A 13,908-nucleotide genomic window follows, 5' to 3' on the forward strand; every position below is an offset into this window, starting at 1 on the left:
ACCGAACTCACCGACCGCGGATCCGGGGGTGCCGTAGGCGCTCTCGACTACAGCGTGCGCAGCAGCACCGCCGGCTGTTCCACACAGTCGGCGACGTACCTCAGGAAGCCACCGGCCGTGCCACCGTCGCAGACCCGGTGATCGAAGGTGAGCGAGAGCTGAACGACCTGTCGGACCGCCAGCTCGCCTTCGTGCACCCAGGGTTTGGGCACGATCCGGCCGACGCCGAGCATGGCCGCCTCCGGGTGGTTGATGATCGGCGTCGACCCGTCGACCCCGAACACCCCGTAGTTGTTCAGCGTGAACGTGCCTCCGGTGAGCTGCGCCGGGGTCAGCTTCCCGTCCCGTGCGGCCTCGGTCAGCCGGGCGATCTCCGCCCCGATCGACTCCGCGTGACGCGTGTGCGCGTCCCGGACGACCGGGACGACCAGGCCTCGCTCCGTCTGGGCGGCGAAGCCCAGATGGACCCCGGGCAGCCGCACGATCTCCCGGGCCTCCGCGTCCACCGTCGAGTTGAGCTCGGGGAACCGCGCCAGGGCCGCCGTGCAGATGCGGGCCAGCAGCGCGAGCACCGAGATCTTCGGCCCGACGGCGTTCATCGCGGCTCGCGCCGCCATCAGCTCGGTGGCGTCGGCATCGACCCAGCACGTGGCGTCGGGAATCTCCCGTCGGCTGCGCGAGAGCTTCTCGGCCACCGCACCCCGGACCCCGCGCAGCGCGACCCGCTCGCCCGAGCTTTCGGGCTCGGGTCGGGCGGGCGTGGCCGCGACGGCAGCGGTGCCCTCCTCGGCGGCCCTGATCGCGGACTCCACGTCGGTACGCAGAATCAGCCCGTCCCGACCCGATCCGGTGACCTGCCGGAGATCGAGGCCGTGCTGCCGCGCCAACTTCCTGACCAGCGGGGAGATGACGGCGACGGGGCCCTGAGGGTCCACCGGCCCGAGCACCGGAACCACGGACGGCGCCGGGGCGGAAGCCCTGGCCGGCGCCGGGCGCTCGGCCGGGACGGGCGACGGCCGGGCAGGCGTGGCCGAGGCCGGGCGCGCAGGCTTGGCGGGGGCCCGGCCCGAGACGGGGGCGGGCCTGACCCTGCGCCGCCGAGCGGCCGGCGCACCCGTGCCGTAACCGACCAGCACATTGCCGGACGTCTCGCTCCCGGCGCCGTCGCCGGAGAGCTCACCGGAGGCACCTCGGCTCTCCGTGGTCTCCATCGATCCGACGGCCACCGTCAGCAGTGGTGCGCCGACGGGGAGTTCCGTGCCCTCCTCACCGAAGCGCGCCGTCACCACGCCCCCGTAAGGGCAGGGCACCTCCACCATGGCCTTGGCCGTCTCGACCTCGACGACCGGCTGGTCGACGGCGACGACATCGCCGACCTCCACCAGCCAGCGCACGACCTCGGCCTCGGTCAGCCCCTCGCCCAGGTCCGGCAGCTTGAATTCGAGCACCTGCGCCATCAGCTCTCGGCCTCCCACTGAAGTCGGGCGACCGCGTCGAGCACCCGGTCCACGCCCGGCAGATGGTGCCGCTCCTGCATCGGCGGCGGATAGGGGATGTCGAACCCGGCGACCCGCAGGACCGGCGCCTCCAGATGGTGGAAGCACCGCTCGGTGACCCGCGCCGCGATCTCGCCGCCGGGGCCGCCGAATCCGGAGGACTCGTGGACGACCACCGCGCGCCCCGTGCGGCGCACCGACGCGGCGACGGTGTCGTCGTCGAAGGGCACCAGGGAGCGCAGGTCGACCACCTCGAGGTCCCAGCCCTCGGCAGTGGCGGCCTCGGCGGCCTCCAGGCACACCGGGACGGACGGGCCGTAGGTGATCAGGGTCGCGCTGCGGCCGGGTCGCCGGACCACGGCCCGCCCGATCGGCTCGACCGGAGCCGGCGCCTCCGGCGACCAGTCCGCCTTGGACCAGTAGAGCCTCTTCGGCTCCAGGAAGACCACGGGGTCGTCGGAGGCGATCGACTCCCTCAGCAGCCCGTACGCGTCCTCGACCGTGGCCGGCATGACGACGTGCAGGCCGGGGGTCGCCATGTAGTACGCCTCCGAGGAGTCGCTGTGGTGCTCGACCCCGCCGATCCCGCCGCCGTACGGCACCCGCACCGTGATCGGCAGGGGCATGGCGCCCCCGGTCCGGTTCCGCATCTTGGCGACATGGCTGACCAGCTGCTCGAAGGCCGGGTAGGCGAAGGCGTCGAACTGCATCTCCACCACGGGCCGCAGCCCGTACATCGCCATGCCCACCGCCGCTCCGAGGATGCCCGCCTCGGCCAGTGGTGTGTCCGTACAGCGGTCGTCGCCGAACTCCTTCGCCAGGCCGTCGGTGACGCGGAAGACGCCCCCGAGCGTGCCGACGTCCTCCCCGAGGACGTGCACCGCCGGGTCGTCGGCCATCGCGTCACGCAGCGCCCGCCCGAGGGCCTGCGCCATCGTGGCCGGCCGGGTCCTGGCGGTCCGTTCACCGGCCGTCGCGGCAGCGGTGCTCATCGTTCCTCCTCGGCGGGGCTCTCGCCGTCCGCACCGTGCTCCGCGTCCAGCTCGGCCCGCAGCCGCGCCGCCTGCTCCCGCAGCTGGCCGGTCTGCTCCTCGTAGACATGGGTGAACAGATCCATCGGATCGAGCGCCGGGTCGGCGTTCATCTGCTCCCGCAGTCCCTCCGCCATCCGCTCGGCCGCCTCCCGCACCGTCCCGATGCCGTCCTCGTCCAGCAGCCCGCGTCCGGTCAGCTCCCGTTCGAGAAGGCTGATCGGGTCGTGCGCACGCCAGGCCTCCACCTCACCGTCGCCGCGGTAGCGGGTGGCGTCGTCGGCGTTCGTGTGGGCCTCCATGCGGTAGGTGACCGCCTCGACCAGCGTCGGGCCCTCACCCCGCCTCGCCCGCGCCACCGCCTCGCTCAGCACCTGGTGCATCGCGGCCGCGTCGTTCCCGTCGACCAGGCGGCCCGGCATCCCGTATCCCACGGCCTTGTGGGCCAGGGACGGCGCCGCGGTCTGCTTGGCCAGAGGCACCGAGATCGCGAAGCCGTTGTTCTGCACGAGGAAGACCACCGGGGCCCGCCAGACCGCCGCGAAATTCAGCGCCTCGTGGAAATCTCCCTCGCTCGTCCCGCCGTCGCCGACCATCGCCAGGGCCACCACGTCGTCGCCCTTGAGGCGCGCCGCGTGCGCCAGACCCACCGCGTGCGGCAACTGGGTGGCCAGCGGGGTGCAGAGCGGGGCGATGCGGTGCTCACGCGGGTCGTAGCCGGTGTGCCGGTCCCCCCGGAGCAGGGTCAGCGCCTCGACGGGGTCCAGGCCACGCGCCACGGCGGCGAGCGTGTCGCGATAGCTGGGGAAGAGCCAGTCCCGGTCCTCCAGCACGAGCGCCGCCGTGACCTCACAGGCCTCCTGGCCGGTGCTCGACGGGTACACCGCGAGCCTGCCCTGCTTGGTCAGCGCGGTGGCCTGCGCGTTGTACCGGCGGCCGCGCACCAGCTCGGCGTAGAGCCTCAGCAGCAGCTCAGGGTCCACGTCGGCCACGGCGTCCGTCCCGAGCACGCGGTACGGCTCGGGGTCCGGGAGCAGCGGCGCGGGATCGGTGAGCGGCTTCCAGGCCGGGGGCGGCGTGGGCCGGTAGGCGGCTGCGCCGGGCAGCTCCTGGACCGTCATGACAAGCACCTCCTGGCATCGAGATATATCGAGGGGTGTCGAAATCTGCAGGAATCGGGGCATGGGCGGGGCGCCGGTGTGGTGCGCCTCACCTACCGATTGTTCGGTCGCGGGGGCAATTTGGCTACACGCACCTTCAGCCTGTGGACAAACGGTTCTCCACAGCCTGGGATAGGGGCAGGTCGTCCACAACAGGGAGGCGCGGGCAGATGGCAGCTGAACAAATGGCCGACGGGGCCGGAGTTCCGGGCCGGACCCCGCCCGCCCGGCCGCTGGACTCCATCGACCGCGCGATCCTGCGCATCCTCCAGACGGACGGCCGCGCCTCGATACGGGCCGTCGCGGAACGCGTCCACGTCTCGCGTGCCAACGCCTACGCCCGGATCAACCGGCTCGTCGAGGACGGGGTGATCCGCGGTTTCAGCGCGCGCGTGAACCACGAGCGGGCAGGACAGGCCGCCTCCGCCTACATCACACTCAAGATCGTCCAGAACTCCTGGCGCACCGTGCGCGAACAGTTGCAGGCGCTTCCCGGCGCCACCCACATCGCGCTGGTCAGCGGCGACTTCGATGTGCTGCTCCTGGTGCACACGCCGGACAACCAGGCACTGCGCGAGCTGGTCCTGACCAGGATCCAGGCCATCCCCGAGGTGCTGTCCACCCGCACGCTGCTGGTGTTCGAGGAGACCGATCTGGGGCCGCGCCCGGACCGCCCGGCCGAGCTCGCCTAGGGCGTGTTCGAAACACGGCCCTAGGGGCGGGCGGCCCGCATCCCTTCGAAGGCGAGCCGGACGACCGTGTCCGCGAGCTGTTCCGTCTCCACGGAGCCGCCCGGCTGCGGCCGGTACCACTCGACCAGCGAGTTCACCATGCCGAAGAGCAGCCGGGTCGCCAGGCGTATGTCCACGTCCGCACGCAGGTCCCCGTCCGCCACCGCTGCCTTGAGCAGGTCGGACACCCGCTGGTCGAACTCACGCCGGCGCTCCAGGGCCCAGCGTTCCGTCCTGGTGTTCCCGCGCACGCGCAACAGCAGCGTGACGTAGGGGACCTCCGCCATGAGCACCTCGACCGTGCGGCGCGTGACGTACTCGACCCGGGTGATCGCCCGGCCCTGGGTGGCCCCCGCCTCGTCGAGAATGCCGAAGAGCCCGTCGAGCGCCCGGCTCACCGCACGCCTCAGGAGCTCTTCCTTGCCCGCCACGTGGTGGTAGATGGACGACTTGGAGATGCCCGCCGCCTTGGAGAGGTGCTCCATGGACGTGCCGTCGTATCCGCGCTCGTTGAAGACACGGACGGCGACGGTCAGGAGTGTCTCCGGGGTGTACGTGTCCCGCTTGGCCGTGGTCATGACCGCGATCCTCCCCCATGAGTTGTCCACAGGTCCCTCGGGACCCCTTGTCCCGACCGATCGTTCGGTTACTCTAACTCCGTCAGCACATCCCTGCCCGGCTCGACGAGGAGTTGGTCCGTCATGGCCGCCCAGCTTTCCCCCGAGAAGCTGTCCGAGATCCACCGCCCGACGCTCGACCAGGCCCTCGACGCGATCCGCTCGCGCGCCTACTGGTCCCCGCACCCCGAGCACCCGAAGGCCTACGGCGAGGGAGGCCTCCCCGGCAGCCTCGGCGCGGCGGAGGGCAAGGCCGCGTTCGACGCCGTGCTCGGCACCAGGCTGGATCTCGGCCAGCCCGGCACCGACGGCTGGACCGGCGGTGAGGTCTCGCCGTACGGGCCGGAGCTCGGCGTCGAGTATCCGCACGCCGATCCGGACGTCCTGCTCCCCGCCATGAGCGCCGCCATGGGCTCGTGGCGCGCCGCGGGGCCGGAGACGCGGGCCCTGGTCTGTCTGGAGATCCTCGCCCGGATCAGCGCGCGTACGCACGAGCTGGCGCACGCCGTGATGCACACCAGCGGGCAGGCCTTCGTGATGGCCTTCCAGGCGGGCGGTCCGCACGCCCAGGACCGCGGTTTGGAGGCCGTGGCGTACGCGTACGAGGAACAGACGCGCACCCCGCGCAGCGCCGACTGGTCGAAGCCCCAGGGAAAGCGCGACCCGCTGCGGCTGCACAAGTCGTACACGGCGGCGGGGCGCGGGATCTCCCTGCTGATCGGCTGCAACACGTTCCCCACGTGGAACGGCTACCCGGGCCTCTTCGCCTCCCTGGCGACCGGTAACCCCGTGCTGGTCAAGCCGCACCCGCGGGCGGTCCTCCCGCTCGCGCTGACCGTGCAGCTGGCACGCGAGGTGCTGACCGAGGCGGGCTTCGACCCGAACCTCGTCGCGCTGGCGGCCGAGCGGCCTGGCGAGGGCATCGCCAAGACCCTGGCCATCCGCCCCCAGATCAAGATCATCGACTACACGGGCTCCACCGCCTTCGGCGACTGGCTGGAGACCAACGCCCGGCAGGCCCAGGTCTACACGGAGAAGGCGGGCGTCAACACGATCGTCCTCGACTCCACCGACAACTACCGGGGCATGCTGTCCAACCTGGCCTTCTCGCTCTCCCTCTACAGCGGCCAGATGTGCACGACCCCGCAGAACCTGCTGATCCCGCGTGACGGCATCACCACGGACGCGGGCGCCAAGTCGTACGAGGACGTGGTGGCGGACCTCGCCGAGGCGGTGAACGGGCTCCTCGGTGACGACGCCCGGGCCAACGGCCTGCTCGGCGCCCTGGTCAACCCGGATGTGAAGGCCAGGCTGGAAGGCGCCGCGGCCCTGGGGGACGTCGCGCTCGCCTCACGCCCGGTGGCCAACCCCGACTTCCCCGACGCCGTGGTCCGTACGCCTGCCCTGGTGAAGCTCGACGGCACCAAGCCCGACGAGGGGGCGCCCTACCTCTCGGAGTGCTTCGGCCCGGTCTCGTTCGCGGTCGCCGTCGACTCGACCGCTGACGCGCTGGACCTGCTGCGCCGCACGATTCGCGAGAAGGGTGCGATGACCGTGGGCGCGTACACCACCTCCCCCGAGGTGGAACGCATGGTGGAGGAGGTCTGCTTCGACGAGTCGGCCCAGCTCTCGCTGAACCTCACAGGCGGCGTGTACGTCAACCAGACGGCGGCCTTCTCCGACTTCCACGGGTCGGGAGGCAATCCGGCCGCCAACGCGGCGCTCTGCGACGGGGCGTTCGTGTCCAACCGCTTCAGGGTGGTGGAGGTCCGCCGGCAGGCCTGAGCCCGGCCCGTCGTCCGACGGCAGCCGGTGGAGCGGGATCCCTAGGGGTACACCCGCCCCACCGGACATCCGCTCAGCCGGTCACCCGTCGCGCGGGTCGGGGATGTCCGCGTAGCGCTGGACCCACGCGTGCATCGCGATGGCGGCCGCCGCGCCGGCGTTGATCGACCGGGTCGAGCCGAACTGGGCGATCGAGCACACCATCGAGGCGTGCTTGCGCGCCTCCTCAGTCAGCCCGGGGCCCTCCTGACCGAACAGCAGCACACACCGGCGCGGAAGCTCCGTCCGCTCCAGCGGAACAGCCCCTGGGAGGTTGTCGATCCCGATGATCGGCAGCCCCTCGGCCGCCGCCCAGGCCGTCAGGTCCGCCGTGTCGGGATGGTGCCGTACGTGCTGGTAGCGGTCGGTGACCATGGCCCCCCGCCGGTTCCAGCGCCGCCGCCCCACGATGTGGATCTCCTTCGCGAGGAAGGCGTTGGCGGTGCGCACCACCGAGCCGATGTTGAAGTCGTGGCCCCAGTTCTCGACCGCCACGTGGAAGTCGTGGCGCCGCAGATCGAGATCGGCGACGATCGCTTCCCGCGTCCAGTACCGGTAGCCGTCGCCCACGTTGCGCCGGTCGCCCTGGGCGAGGAGCTCCGGATCGTAACGCTCGTCCTCGGGCCAGGGCAGCGGGTGCGGGCCGACCCCGATCACACCGCCGTACCCGTCGTCGTACTGGCTCGGTTCCTCGGACGGATCGGGCGCGGCTGCCGCCCGAGGCCCTTCCGCACTGCCGGCCTCTTCGGTACTGCCGGTCTCATCTGTACTGCCGGTCTCGCTGGTCACCCGACGAGCGTATGGCCACCGCCGCCGTCACTGCGCAGGGCCTCCTCGTCGTCCTGCCCTGCCCGTCGCTGTCCGGGGAGACGAAGCCGCCCCGCCGTCCGTGAGGAGAGGAGGCGCCGGCCGAGCAGCACCCTGCGTTCCAGCCACAGCAGGAAGACGGTCGGAAGGAAGACGGCGTCCGCGGCGATCATCGCCATGGAGAAGAAGGGGAGTCCCAGCAGGACGGAGATCCCCGCGTGCTCGCCGATCATGAGGACCAGCAGGACGTTCTTGACGCGCCGGTTGAACAGCGTGAAGGGGAAGGCGACCTGCACGACGACCGTGGCGTACGTCAGCACCATGACCAGCAGCGCGCTGGACGCGACCAGGCCGGAGAGCCCGGTCCACGGGGTGAAGTAGTCCAGCTTCAGGGGGTAGTAGACCGCCGTACCGTCCTGCCAGCGGGAGCCCTGGATCTTGTACCAGCCGGCGGTCGCGTAGATCAGGCACACCTCGGCCATGATCACGAAGAGAGTGGCGTTGTGGGCGAGGTTGGCCAGGACGTCGAGGAGGGCACGCAGCTCATGCTCCGGCGCTCGCCGGACCAGGACCCACCGGACGGCGTTGCCCAGCCACAGCACCCACAGGAGGGACGGCAGCCACCATGTACCGCCGAGTCCTTCCATGAGGGTGGCGGGCAGAAGGACGCAGCCGAGGACGGCCCACAGGACCGGGCCCGCGACATCACGGGCGGGCCTGACTCCCTGCGCCAGACACGCGGCTTCCCGCGACGCACGGCGCGCGTCCAGGGACCAGACCCGCGCGCAGCGGGTCAGCACCAGGTAGACCGCCATGAGGTGGATGACGTTGTCACCGCCGTCGCCCATGAAGATGCTGCGGTTCTGCAGGGAGAGCACGCCGACCATGAAGACGACGGATGTGGCCCGGGTCCGCCAGCCGGTCATCAGCAGCGCGGCCGACACCAGCGTGAGCGCGTACACGGTCTCGAACCAGGCCGTGCCGTCCGACCACATCAGGACGGTGAAGGCGTCGTTGTTGGTGATGAGCCGACGCGCCATGTCCCAGCTCCACGGCCCGTCGGGGCCGTACAGCTCGTGGCGGTGAGGCAGTTCGCGCAGCAGGAACAGCAGGCAGGTGGCGGAGACGCCGATCCGGACGACGGCGCTCTGGTAGGGGCCGAGGGGAGCGGCCGTGACGCGCTGGACGGCCTGGGCGAGCGCGCGTCCGATGGACCCGGTGCCGCCGGCCGGGGAGGGGGTGCTCATCGCTCCGCCTTCCCGGCCCGCGTGGCCTGGTCCGTGGTCGCCGCCCCGGGGCGGTCGGACGGAGTGACGGTCCACCACGGGAGCTCCCTGTACTCCAGCTGCGTGTTGATCTTCTCGTCACTCCATGCCGGGGCGCCGACGGAACGGGTGGCGGACCGGACCTGGATGCGCTCGACCGTCCCGCCATAGCCGTGCTCGGCGAGGCGCAGCATGACGATGCGGCGGATGTACCGCTCGGACAGCTCACCGCGCAGTCCGTTCGGGCGGTTCTCGGTGTCGTGGGACCCGGTGTAGAAGTCCCAGGCGCGGCGCAGCTCGTTCTGGTCGACGTGGCTGGGGAGAAGGTTGCCGCGTATCGCCTCGCCGTCGTCACGCGAGAGGTTCATCCAGCGCGTGACCTTGCTGCCGTCCGCACCGTCGTCGGCCACCTCGGCCCGTACGTGCACCGAGATGTTCTGCTGGAGCGGATTGGGGGCGAACAGCTTCCAGTTCTGCTCGAACTCGGGGAAGATCCAGTCGTCGACCACCTCGCCGTGCTGCTTCGTCAGCGTGTTCGACGGTGCGACGTACAGAAAGATCATGGCTATGTGGGCGCAGGCCAGGAGCCCCATGCCGGACAGCGCGAGCGCGGCGGCGATCTGGTACGGAAGCGAGAGCGCGGCCATACCGCCGCCCTGACGCCTTCCGTCCGAACCGGGGGCCGGTATACCCGCAGGCGCGGCCTCCGCGTCAGGTGCCGTCCCGGCGTCCTGACCAGCGCCCTCGCCCGTCTCCTGCTCCGCGTGCGGGCGGCTCGTCACATCGGGCCAGGGGGACTTCTTCTCGTTTCCGGTGCGCCCACCGTGGTCCGCATCCATCCTGCCCCGATCACCGTCGATCACCACTCAGTTATCCACAGGGTTGACACCCTACGGGCCTCCGACTCACCATTGAAGCCAATGAACCGAACGATCGGTCGGTAGGGAGCCCGGGATGGCGGCAGTGACTGCGGACCAGACGACGCAGGGGACAGCAGGCACAACGGACGACGCGGACGCGGAGCGTCTGGCGGCGTTCGACGCCGCGGTGGCCGCCGACGACCGGATCGAGCCCCGGGACTGGATGCCCGACGCGTATCGCGCCTCGCTCATCCGCCAGATGGCCCAGCACGCGCATTCCGAGATCATCGGCATGCAGCCCGAGGCCAACTGGATCACCCGGGCGCCGTCGCTCCGCCGCAAGGCGATCCTGATGGCGAAGGTGCAGGACGAAGCCGGGCACGGCCTCTACCTGTACAGCGCGGCGGAGACGCTGGGGGCCAGCCGCGAGGAGCTGCTCGACAAGTTGCACGCCGGCCGTCAGCGGTACTCCTCGATCTTCAACTACCCCACGCTGACCTGGGCGGACGTAGGTGCGATCGGCTGGCTCGTCGACGGGGCCGCGATCACCAACCAGGTGCCGCTGTGCCGCTGCTCCTACGGCCCGTACGCGCGGGCGATGGTCCGGGTCTGCAAGGAGGAGTCCTTCCACCAGCGCCAGGGGTACGAGCTGCTGCTCGCCCTCAGCCGGGGCACCCCCGCCCAGCACGAGATGGCGCAGGACGCGGTGAACCGCTGGTGGTGGCCCTCCCTGATGATGTTCGGCCCGCCCGACGACTCCTCCGCCCACTCGGCGCAGTCGATGGCCTGGAAGATCAAGCGGCACTCGAACGACGAGCTGCGCCGACGCTTCGTGGACATCTGCGTCCCGCAGGCGGAGGCGCTGGGGCTCACCCTCCCCGACCCCGACATCAGGTGGAACGAGGAGCTGGGCCAGCACGACTACGGAGCGATCGACTGGACGGAGTTCCAGGAGGTCCTCAAGGGCAACGGCCCCTGCAACGAACAGCGGCTCACCCAGCGGCGCACGGCCCACGAGGAGGGCGCCTGGGTCCGCGACGCGGCAGCGGCATACGCAGAGAAGCACGCGGCACGGCCCGGCTCCGCCGGCGCGGCCGCCCAGCCCGTGGAGGCGACCGCATGAGCAGCTCGACCGACTGGCCTCTGTGGGAGGTGTTCGTGCGCTCCCGGCGCGGACTGTCCCACACCCACGCGGGCAGCCTGCACGCGCCGGACGCCGAGATGGCCCTGCGCAACGCCCGCGATCTCTACACACGCCGCTCGGAGGGCGTCTCCCTCTGGGTGGTCCCCTCGACGGAGATCACCGCTTCCTCGCCGGACGAGAAGGACTCGTTCTTCGAACCCGCCGGGGACAAGCCCTACCGCCACCCCACGTTCTACGAGATCCCGGACGGGGTGAAGCACCTGTGACCGCGGCCCTCGCCCTCGGCGACGACGCGCTGGTGCTCTCGCACCGGCTGGGTGAGTGGGCGGGCCACGCCCCCGTGCTGGAGGAGGAGGTGGCCCTCGCCAACATCGCCCTGGACCTGCTCGGCCAGGCCAGGACGCTGCTCTCGTTCGTGGGCGACGAGGACCAGCTGGCCTACCTCCGTGAGGAGCGGGCCTTCCGCAACGTCCAGCTGGTGGAGCAGCCGAACGGCGACTTCGCCCACACCATCGCCCGTCAGCTCTACTTCTCCGTCTACCAGCACCTGCTGTACGAGGAGCTGGCCGCCGGGGGCGGCGAGTTCGCGGACCTCGCCGCCAAGGCCGTCAAGGAGGTCGCGTACCACCGGGACCACGCGGAGCAGTGGGTCCTGCGGCTCGGCGACGGCACCGCGGAGAGCCATGAGCGGATGCAGAGCGCCCTGGACGCCCTGTGGCGGTTCACGGGCGAGCTGTTCGAGCCGGTCGAGGGAGTGGACGTCGACCGTCACGCCCTGCGGGACAGCTGGCTGACCGCTGTCAGCTCCGTGGTGGAGCGAGCGACCCTGACGCTTCCGGCGGGGCCGCAGTCCGGAGCCTGGACGGCCGGAGCGGGCCGGCAGGGCCTGCACACGGAGCCGTTCGGGCGGATGCTCGCCGAGATGCAGCATCTGCACCGCAGCCACCCGGGGGCGTCATGGTGACCACCGAGACCCCGCTGGAGGCGGAGCTCCACCGGCTGGCGGGCTCCGTGCCCGACCCGGAGCTGCCGGTCCTCACGCTGGACGAGCTCGGCGTGCTCCGCGGTGTGCGGGCGGACGGCCCCGACAAGGTCACGGTGCGGCTCACACCGACGTACACCGGCTGCCCGGCCATCGAGAGCATGTCCGCCGACATCGAGCGGGTGCTGCACGAGCACGGCGTCGCCGAGGTGTCCGTGGTCACGGTCCTCGCCCCGGCCTGGTCGACCGACGACATCAGCGACGAGGGTCGCCGCAAGCTCGCGGAATTCGGGATAGCGCCACCACGCCCGGGAGGCGGATCCGACGGGCCGGTCCCTCTGACGCTCTCGGTGCGCTGCCCGCACTGCGGTTCCACGGACACCGAGCTGCTGAGCCGGTTCTCCTCCACGGCCTGCAAGGCACTGCGCCGCTGTGTGGCGTGCCGCGAACCGTTCGACCACTTCAAGGAGTTGTAGATGTTCCATCCGCTCCGGGTCAGCGCGGTCGAACGGATCACGGACGACGCGGTGGCCGTCACCTTCGCCGTGCCGTCCGACCTGCGTGAGACCTTCCGCCACACCCCCGGCCAGCACCTCAATGTGCGCTACCGCGTCGGCGGCGAGGAGATCCGGCGGTCGTACTCGATCTGCGCACCGGCCACCCAACAGCCGGGCGACCCCGTGCTGCGGGTGGGCATCCGCATGGTCGACGGCGGCGCGTTCTCGACGTACGCCCTCAAGGAGCTGGCCGTGGGGGACCAGCTGGAGGCGATGGCCCCGATGGGCCGTTTCGTCCTCGCACCGCGCCCGGGCCGCTTCGCCGCGATCGTCGGCGGCAGCGGCATCACCCCGGTGCTGTCCATGGCGGCGACGCTGCTGGCGCGGGAGCCCTCGGCGCACTTCTGTCTGATCCGCAGCGACCGGACGGCCGCTTCGACGATGTTCCTGGACGAGGTGGCGGAGCTCAAGGACCGCTACCCGGACCGCTTCCAGCTGGTGACCGCCCTGTCCCGGGAGGAGCAGGCAGCCGGGCTTCCTTCGGGCCGCCTGGACCGCGAGCGCCTCACCGGCCTGCTGCCCGCGCTGCTCCCGGTGGCCGATGTGGACGGCTGGTTCCTCTGCGGGCCGCTCGGCCTGGTCAAGGCGGCCGAGGGGGCGCTGCGCGAGCTCGGCGCCGACCGGGCACGCATCCACCAGGAGATCTTCCACGTCGCCGACACGGGCACGGCGCTGCCGTCGGCCGCCCGGGCCGCCGCCCCGTCGGACAGCAGACTCACGGCGACGCTCGACGGCCGGTCGGGCAGCTGGCCGGTCCAGGACGGCGAATCGCTCCTCGACACGGTGCTACGGAGCCGCGCGGACGCCCCGTACGCCTGCAAGGGGGGAGTCTGCGGGACCTGCCGGGCCTTCCTGGTCTCGGGTGAGGTGCGGATGGACCGCAATTTCGCTCTGGAACCGGAGGAGACCGACGCCGGCTTCGTGCTGGCCTGCCAGTCGCACCCCGTCACGCCGGAAGTCGAACTCGACTTCGACCGCTGACGGGCCGCACAGCCGAGCGCTCCCCTTCTGCGCGGCGTGCGGTGTGCGGTGTGCGGTGTGCGTCATGGGGCAGGCAGGCGTCAGAGGACGAAGGCCGAGTTCCCGTTGTCCGTGACCATCGGGCGCCCGGCGCCGTCCCAGGCGAGCATGCCGCCGTCGATGTTCACGGCGTCGAGGCCCTGCTGCACCAGGTACTGCGTGACCTGTGCGGAACGGCCGCCGACGCGGCACATCACATGCACGCGCCGGCCGTCGTCGGCCGCCTCGGTCAGCTCACCGAAGCGGCCGACGAAGTCGCTCATGGGGATGTGCAGCGCGCCCTCGACATGCCCGGCCGCCCACTCGTCGTCCTCCCGGACGTCCAGCACGAAGCCGTCCGACGGAACCGCCGCGGCGTCCACGGAGGGCAGCGGAGCGAAATTCATGGGTAAGCCTTCTCTCGTACGTACGCGC

At 71.4% G+C, this 13,908-nt stretch carries 15 protein-coding genes; 7 read left to right on the plus strand and 8 right to left on the minus strand.

The genetic code is table 11. The features are described from left to right. Positions 1 to 47 precede the first annotated feature (47 nt). From ACZ607_RS25960 to pdhA, 3 genes are read right to left on the minus strand one after another with little or no spacing between them, the layout of a single operon-like run. A complete protein-coding gene (locus ACZ607_RS25960; protein ID WP_469738299.1) occupies positions 48 to 1,457 on the minus strand; it encodes a dihydrolipoamide acetyltransferase family protein in 1,410 nt (469 codons plus the stop codon). After that, positions 1,457 to 2,488 (minus strand): alpha-ketoacid dehydrogenase subunit beta, encoded by a 1,032-nt coding sequence (locus tag ACZ607_RS25965; protein WP_469738301.1) that lies wholly within the window; start codon positions 2,486 to 2,488, stop codon positions 1,457 to 1,459. Before ACZ607_RS25965 ends, ACZ607_RS25960 begins: the two co-directional genes overlap by 1 nt. Beyond that, complete coding sequence (pdhA, locus tag ACZ607_RS25970) at positions 2,485 to 3,648, minus strand: pyruvate dehydrogenase (acetyl-transferring) E1 component subunit alpha (protein WP_469738303.1); 1,164 nt, start codon at positions 3,646 to 3,648, stop codon at positions 2,485 to 2,487. Before pdhA ends, ACZ607_RS25965 begins: the two co-directional genes overlap by 4 nt. Before the next feature lie 224 nt (positions 3,649 to 3,872). On the opposite strand from pdhA, the gene ACZ607_RS25975 reads away from it, so the two are divergent. Continuing rightward, positions 3,873 to 4,379, plus strand: coding sequence for an Lrp/AsnC family transcriptional regulator (locus ACZ607_RS25975; protein WP_469738550.1), 507 nt, complete (start codon positions 3,873 to 3,875; stop codon positions 4,377 to 4,379). A gap of 20 nt (positions 4,380 to 4,399) precedes the next feature. Here the strand turns inward: ACZ607_RS25975 and ACZ607_RS25980 are convergent, their stop codons facing one another. Further along, positions 4,400 to 4,996: a TetR/AcrR family transcriptional regulator gene (locus ACZ607_RS25980; protein WP_469738305.1), complete on the minus strand. Its 597-nt coding sequence runs from the start codon at positions 4,994 to 4,996 to the stop codon at positions 4,400 to 4,402. Positions 4,997 to 5,119: 123 nt separating this feature from the next. On the opposite strand from ACZ607_RS25980, the gene paaN reads away from it, so the two are divergent. Continuing rightward, entirely contained in the window at positions 5,120 to 6,820 is a 1,701-nt protein-coding gene (gene paaN, locus ACZ607_RS25985) for a phenylacetic acid degradation protein PaaN (protein WP_469738307.1), read from the plus strand. 81 nt (positions 6,821 to 6,901) lie between these two features. Here the strand turns inward: paaN and ACZ607_RS25990 are convergent, their stop codons facing one another. Genes ACZ607_RS25990 through ACZ607_RS26000 form a run of 3 tightly spaced genes read right to left on the minus strand, consistent with a single transcriptional unit; the run spans position 6,902 to position 9,770 of the window. Continuing rightward, positions 6,902 to 7,648, minus strand: coding sequence for a TrmH family RNA methyltransferase (locus tag ACZ607_RS25990; protein WP_469738309.1), 747 nt, complete (start codon positions 7,646 to 7,648; stop codon positions 6,902 to 6,904). Then, entirely contained in the window at positions 7,645 to 8,913 is a 1,269-nt protein-coding gene (locus ACZ607_RS25995) for an HTTM domain-containing protein (RefSeq protein ID WP_469738311.1), read from the minus strand. The genes ACZ607_RS25990 and ACZ607_RS25995 overlap by 4 nt, the downstream gene beginning before the upstream one ends. After that, positions 8,910 to 9,770, minus strand: coding sequence for a DUF5819 family protein (locus tag ACZ607_RS26000; protein WP_469738313.1), 861 nt, complete (start codon positions 9,768 to 9,770; stop codon positions 8,910 to 8,912). Before ACZ607_RS26000 ends, ACZ607_RS25995 begins: the two co-directional genes overlap by 4 nt. 115 nt (positions 9,771 to 9,885) lie before the next feature. On the opposite strand from ACZ607_RS26000, the gene paaA reads away from it, so the two are divergent. From paaA to ACZ607_RS26025, 5 genes are read left to right on the plus strand one after another with little or no spacing between them, the layout of a single operon-like run. Next, positions 9,886 to 10,914 carry a 1,2-phenylacetyl-CoA epoxidase subunit PaaA gene (gene paaA, locus ACZ607_RS26005; protein WP_147984501.1) on the plus strand — a complete coding sequence of 343 codons (1,029 nt, stop codon included), beginning with the start codon at positions 9,886 to 9,888 and terminating at the stop codon, positions 10,912 to 10,914. Further along, positions 10,911 to 11,201, plus strand: a complete 291-nt coding sequence (gene paaB / locus ACZ607_RS26010) for a 1,2-phenylacetyl-CoA epoxidase subunit PaaB (RefSeq protein ID WP_366818195.1) — start codon at positions 10,911 to 10,913, stop codon at positions 11,199 to 11,201. The genes paaA and paaB overlap by 4 nt, the downstream gene beginning before the upstream one ends. Next, complete coding sequence (gene paaC, locus ACZ607_RS26015) at positions 11,198 to 11,899, plus strand: 1,2-phenylacetyl-CoA epoxidase subunit PaaC (protein ID WP_469738315.1); 702 nt, start codon at positions 11,198 to 11,200, stop codon at positions 11,897 to 11,899. Before paaB ends, paaC begins: the two co-directional genes overlap by 4 nt. Next, positions 11,893 to 12,393 (plus strand): 1,2-phenylacetyl-CoA epoxidase subunit PaaD, encoded by a 501-nt coding sequence (paaD, locus tag ACZ607_RS26020; RefSeq protein ID WP_469738317.1) that lies wholly within the window; start codon positions 11,893 to 11,895, stop codon positions 12,391 to 12,393. Before paaC ends, paaD begins: the two co-directional genes overlap by 7 nt. Beyond that, positions 12,394 to 13,455: a 2Fe-2S iron-sulfur cluster-binding protein gene (locus ACZ607_RS26025; RefSeq protein ID WP_469738319.1), complete on the plus strand. Its 1,062-nt coding sequence runs from the start codon at positions 12,394 to 12,396 to the stop codon at positions 13,453 to 13,455. Positions 13,456 to 13,535: 80 nt separating this feature from the next. Here ACZ607_RS26025 and ACZ607_RS26030 read toward each other — a convergent pair whose 3' ends face one another. Beyond that, positions 13,536 to 13,880 (minus strand): rhodanese-like domain-containing protein, encoded by a 345-nt coding sequence (locus tag ACZ607_RS26030; RefSeq protein WP_469738321.1) that lies wholly within the window; start codon positions 13,878 to 13,880, stop codon positions 13,536 to 13,538. Positions 13,881 to 13,908 lie beyond the last annotated feature (28 nt).

This window comes from Streptomyces sp. NPDC104381 (genome assembly GCF_055583745.1).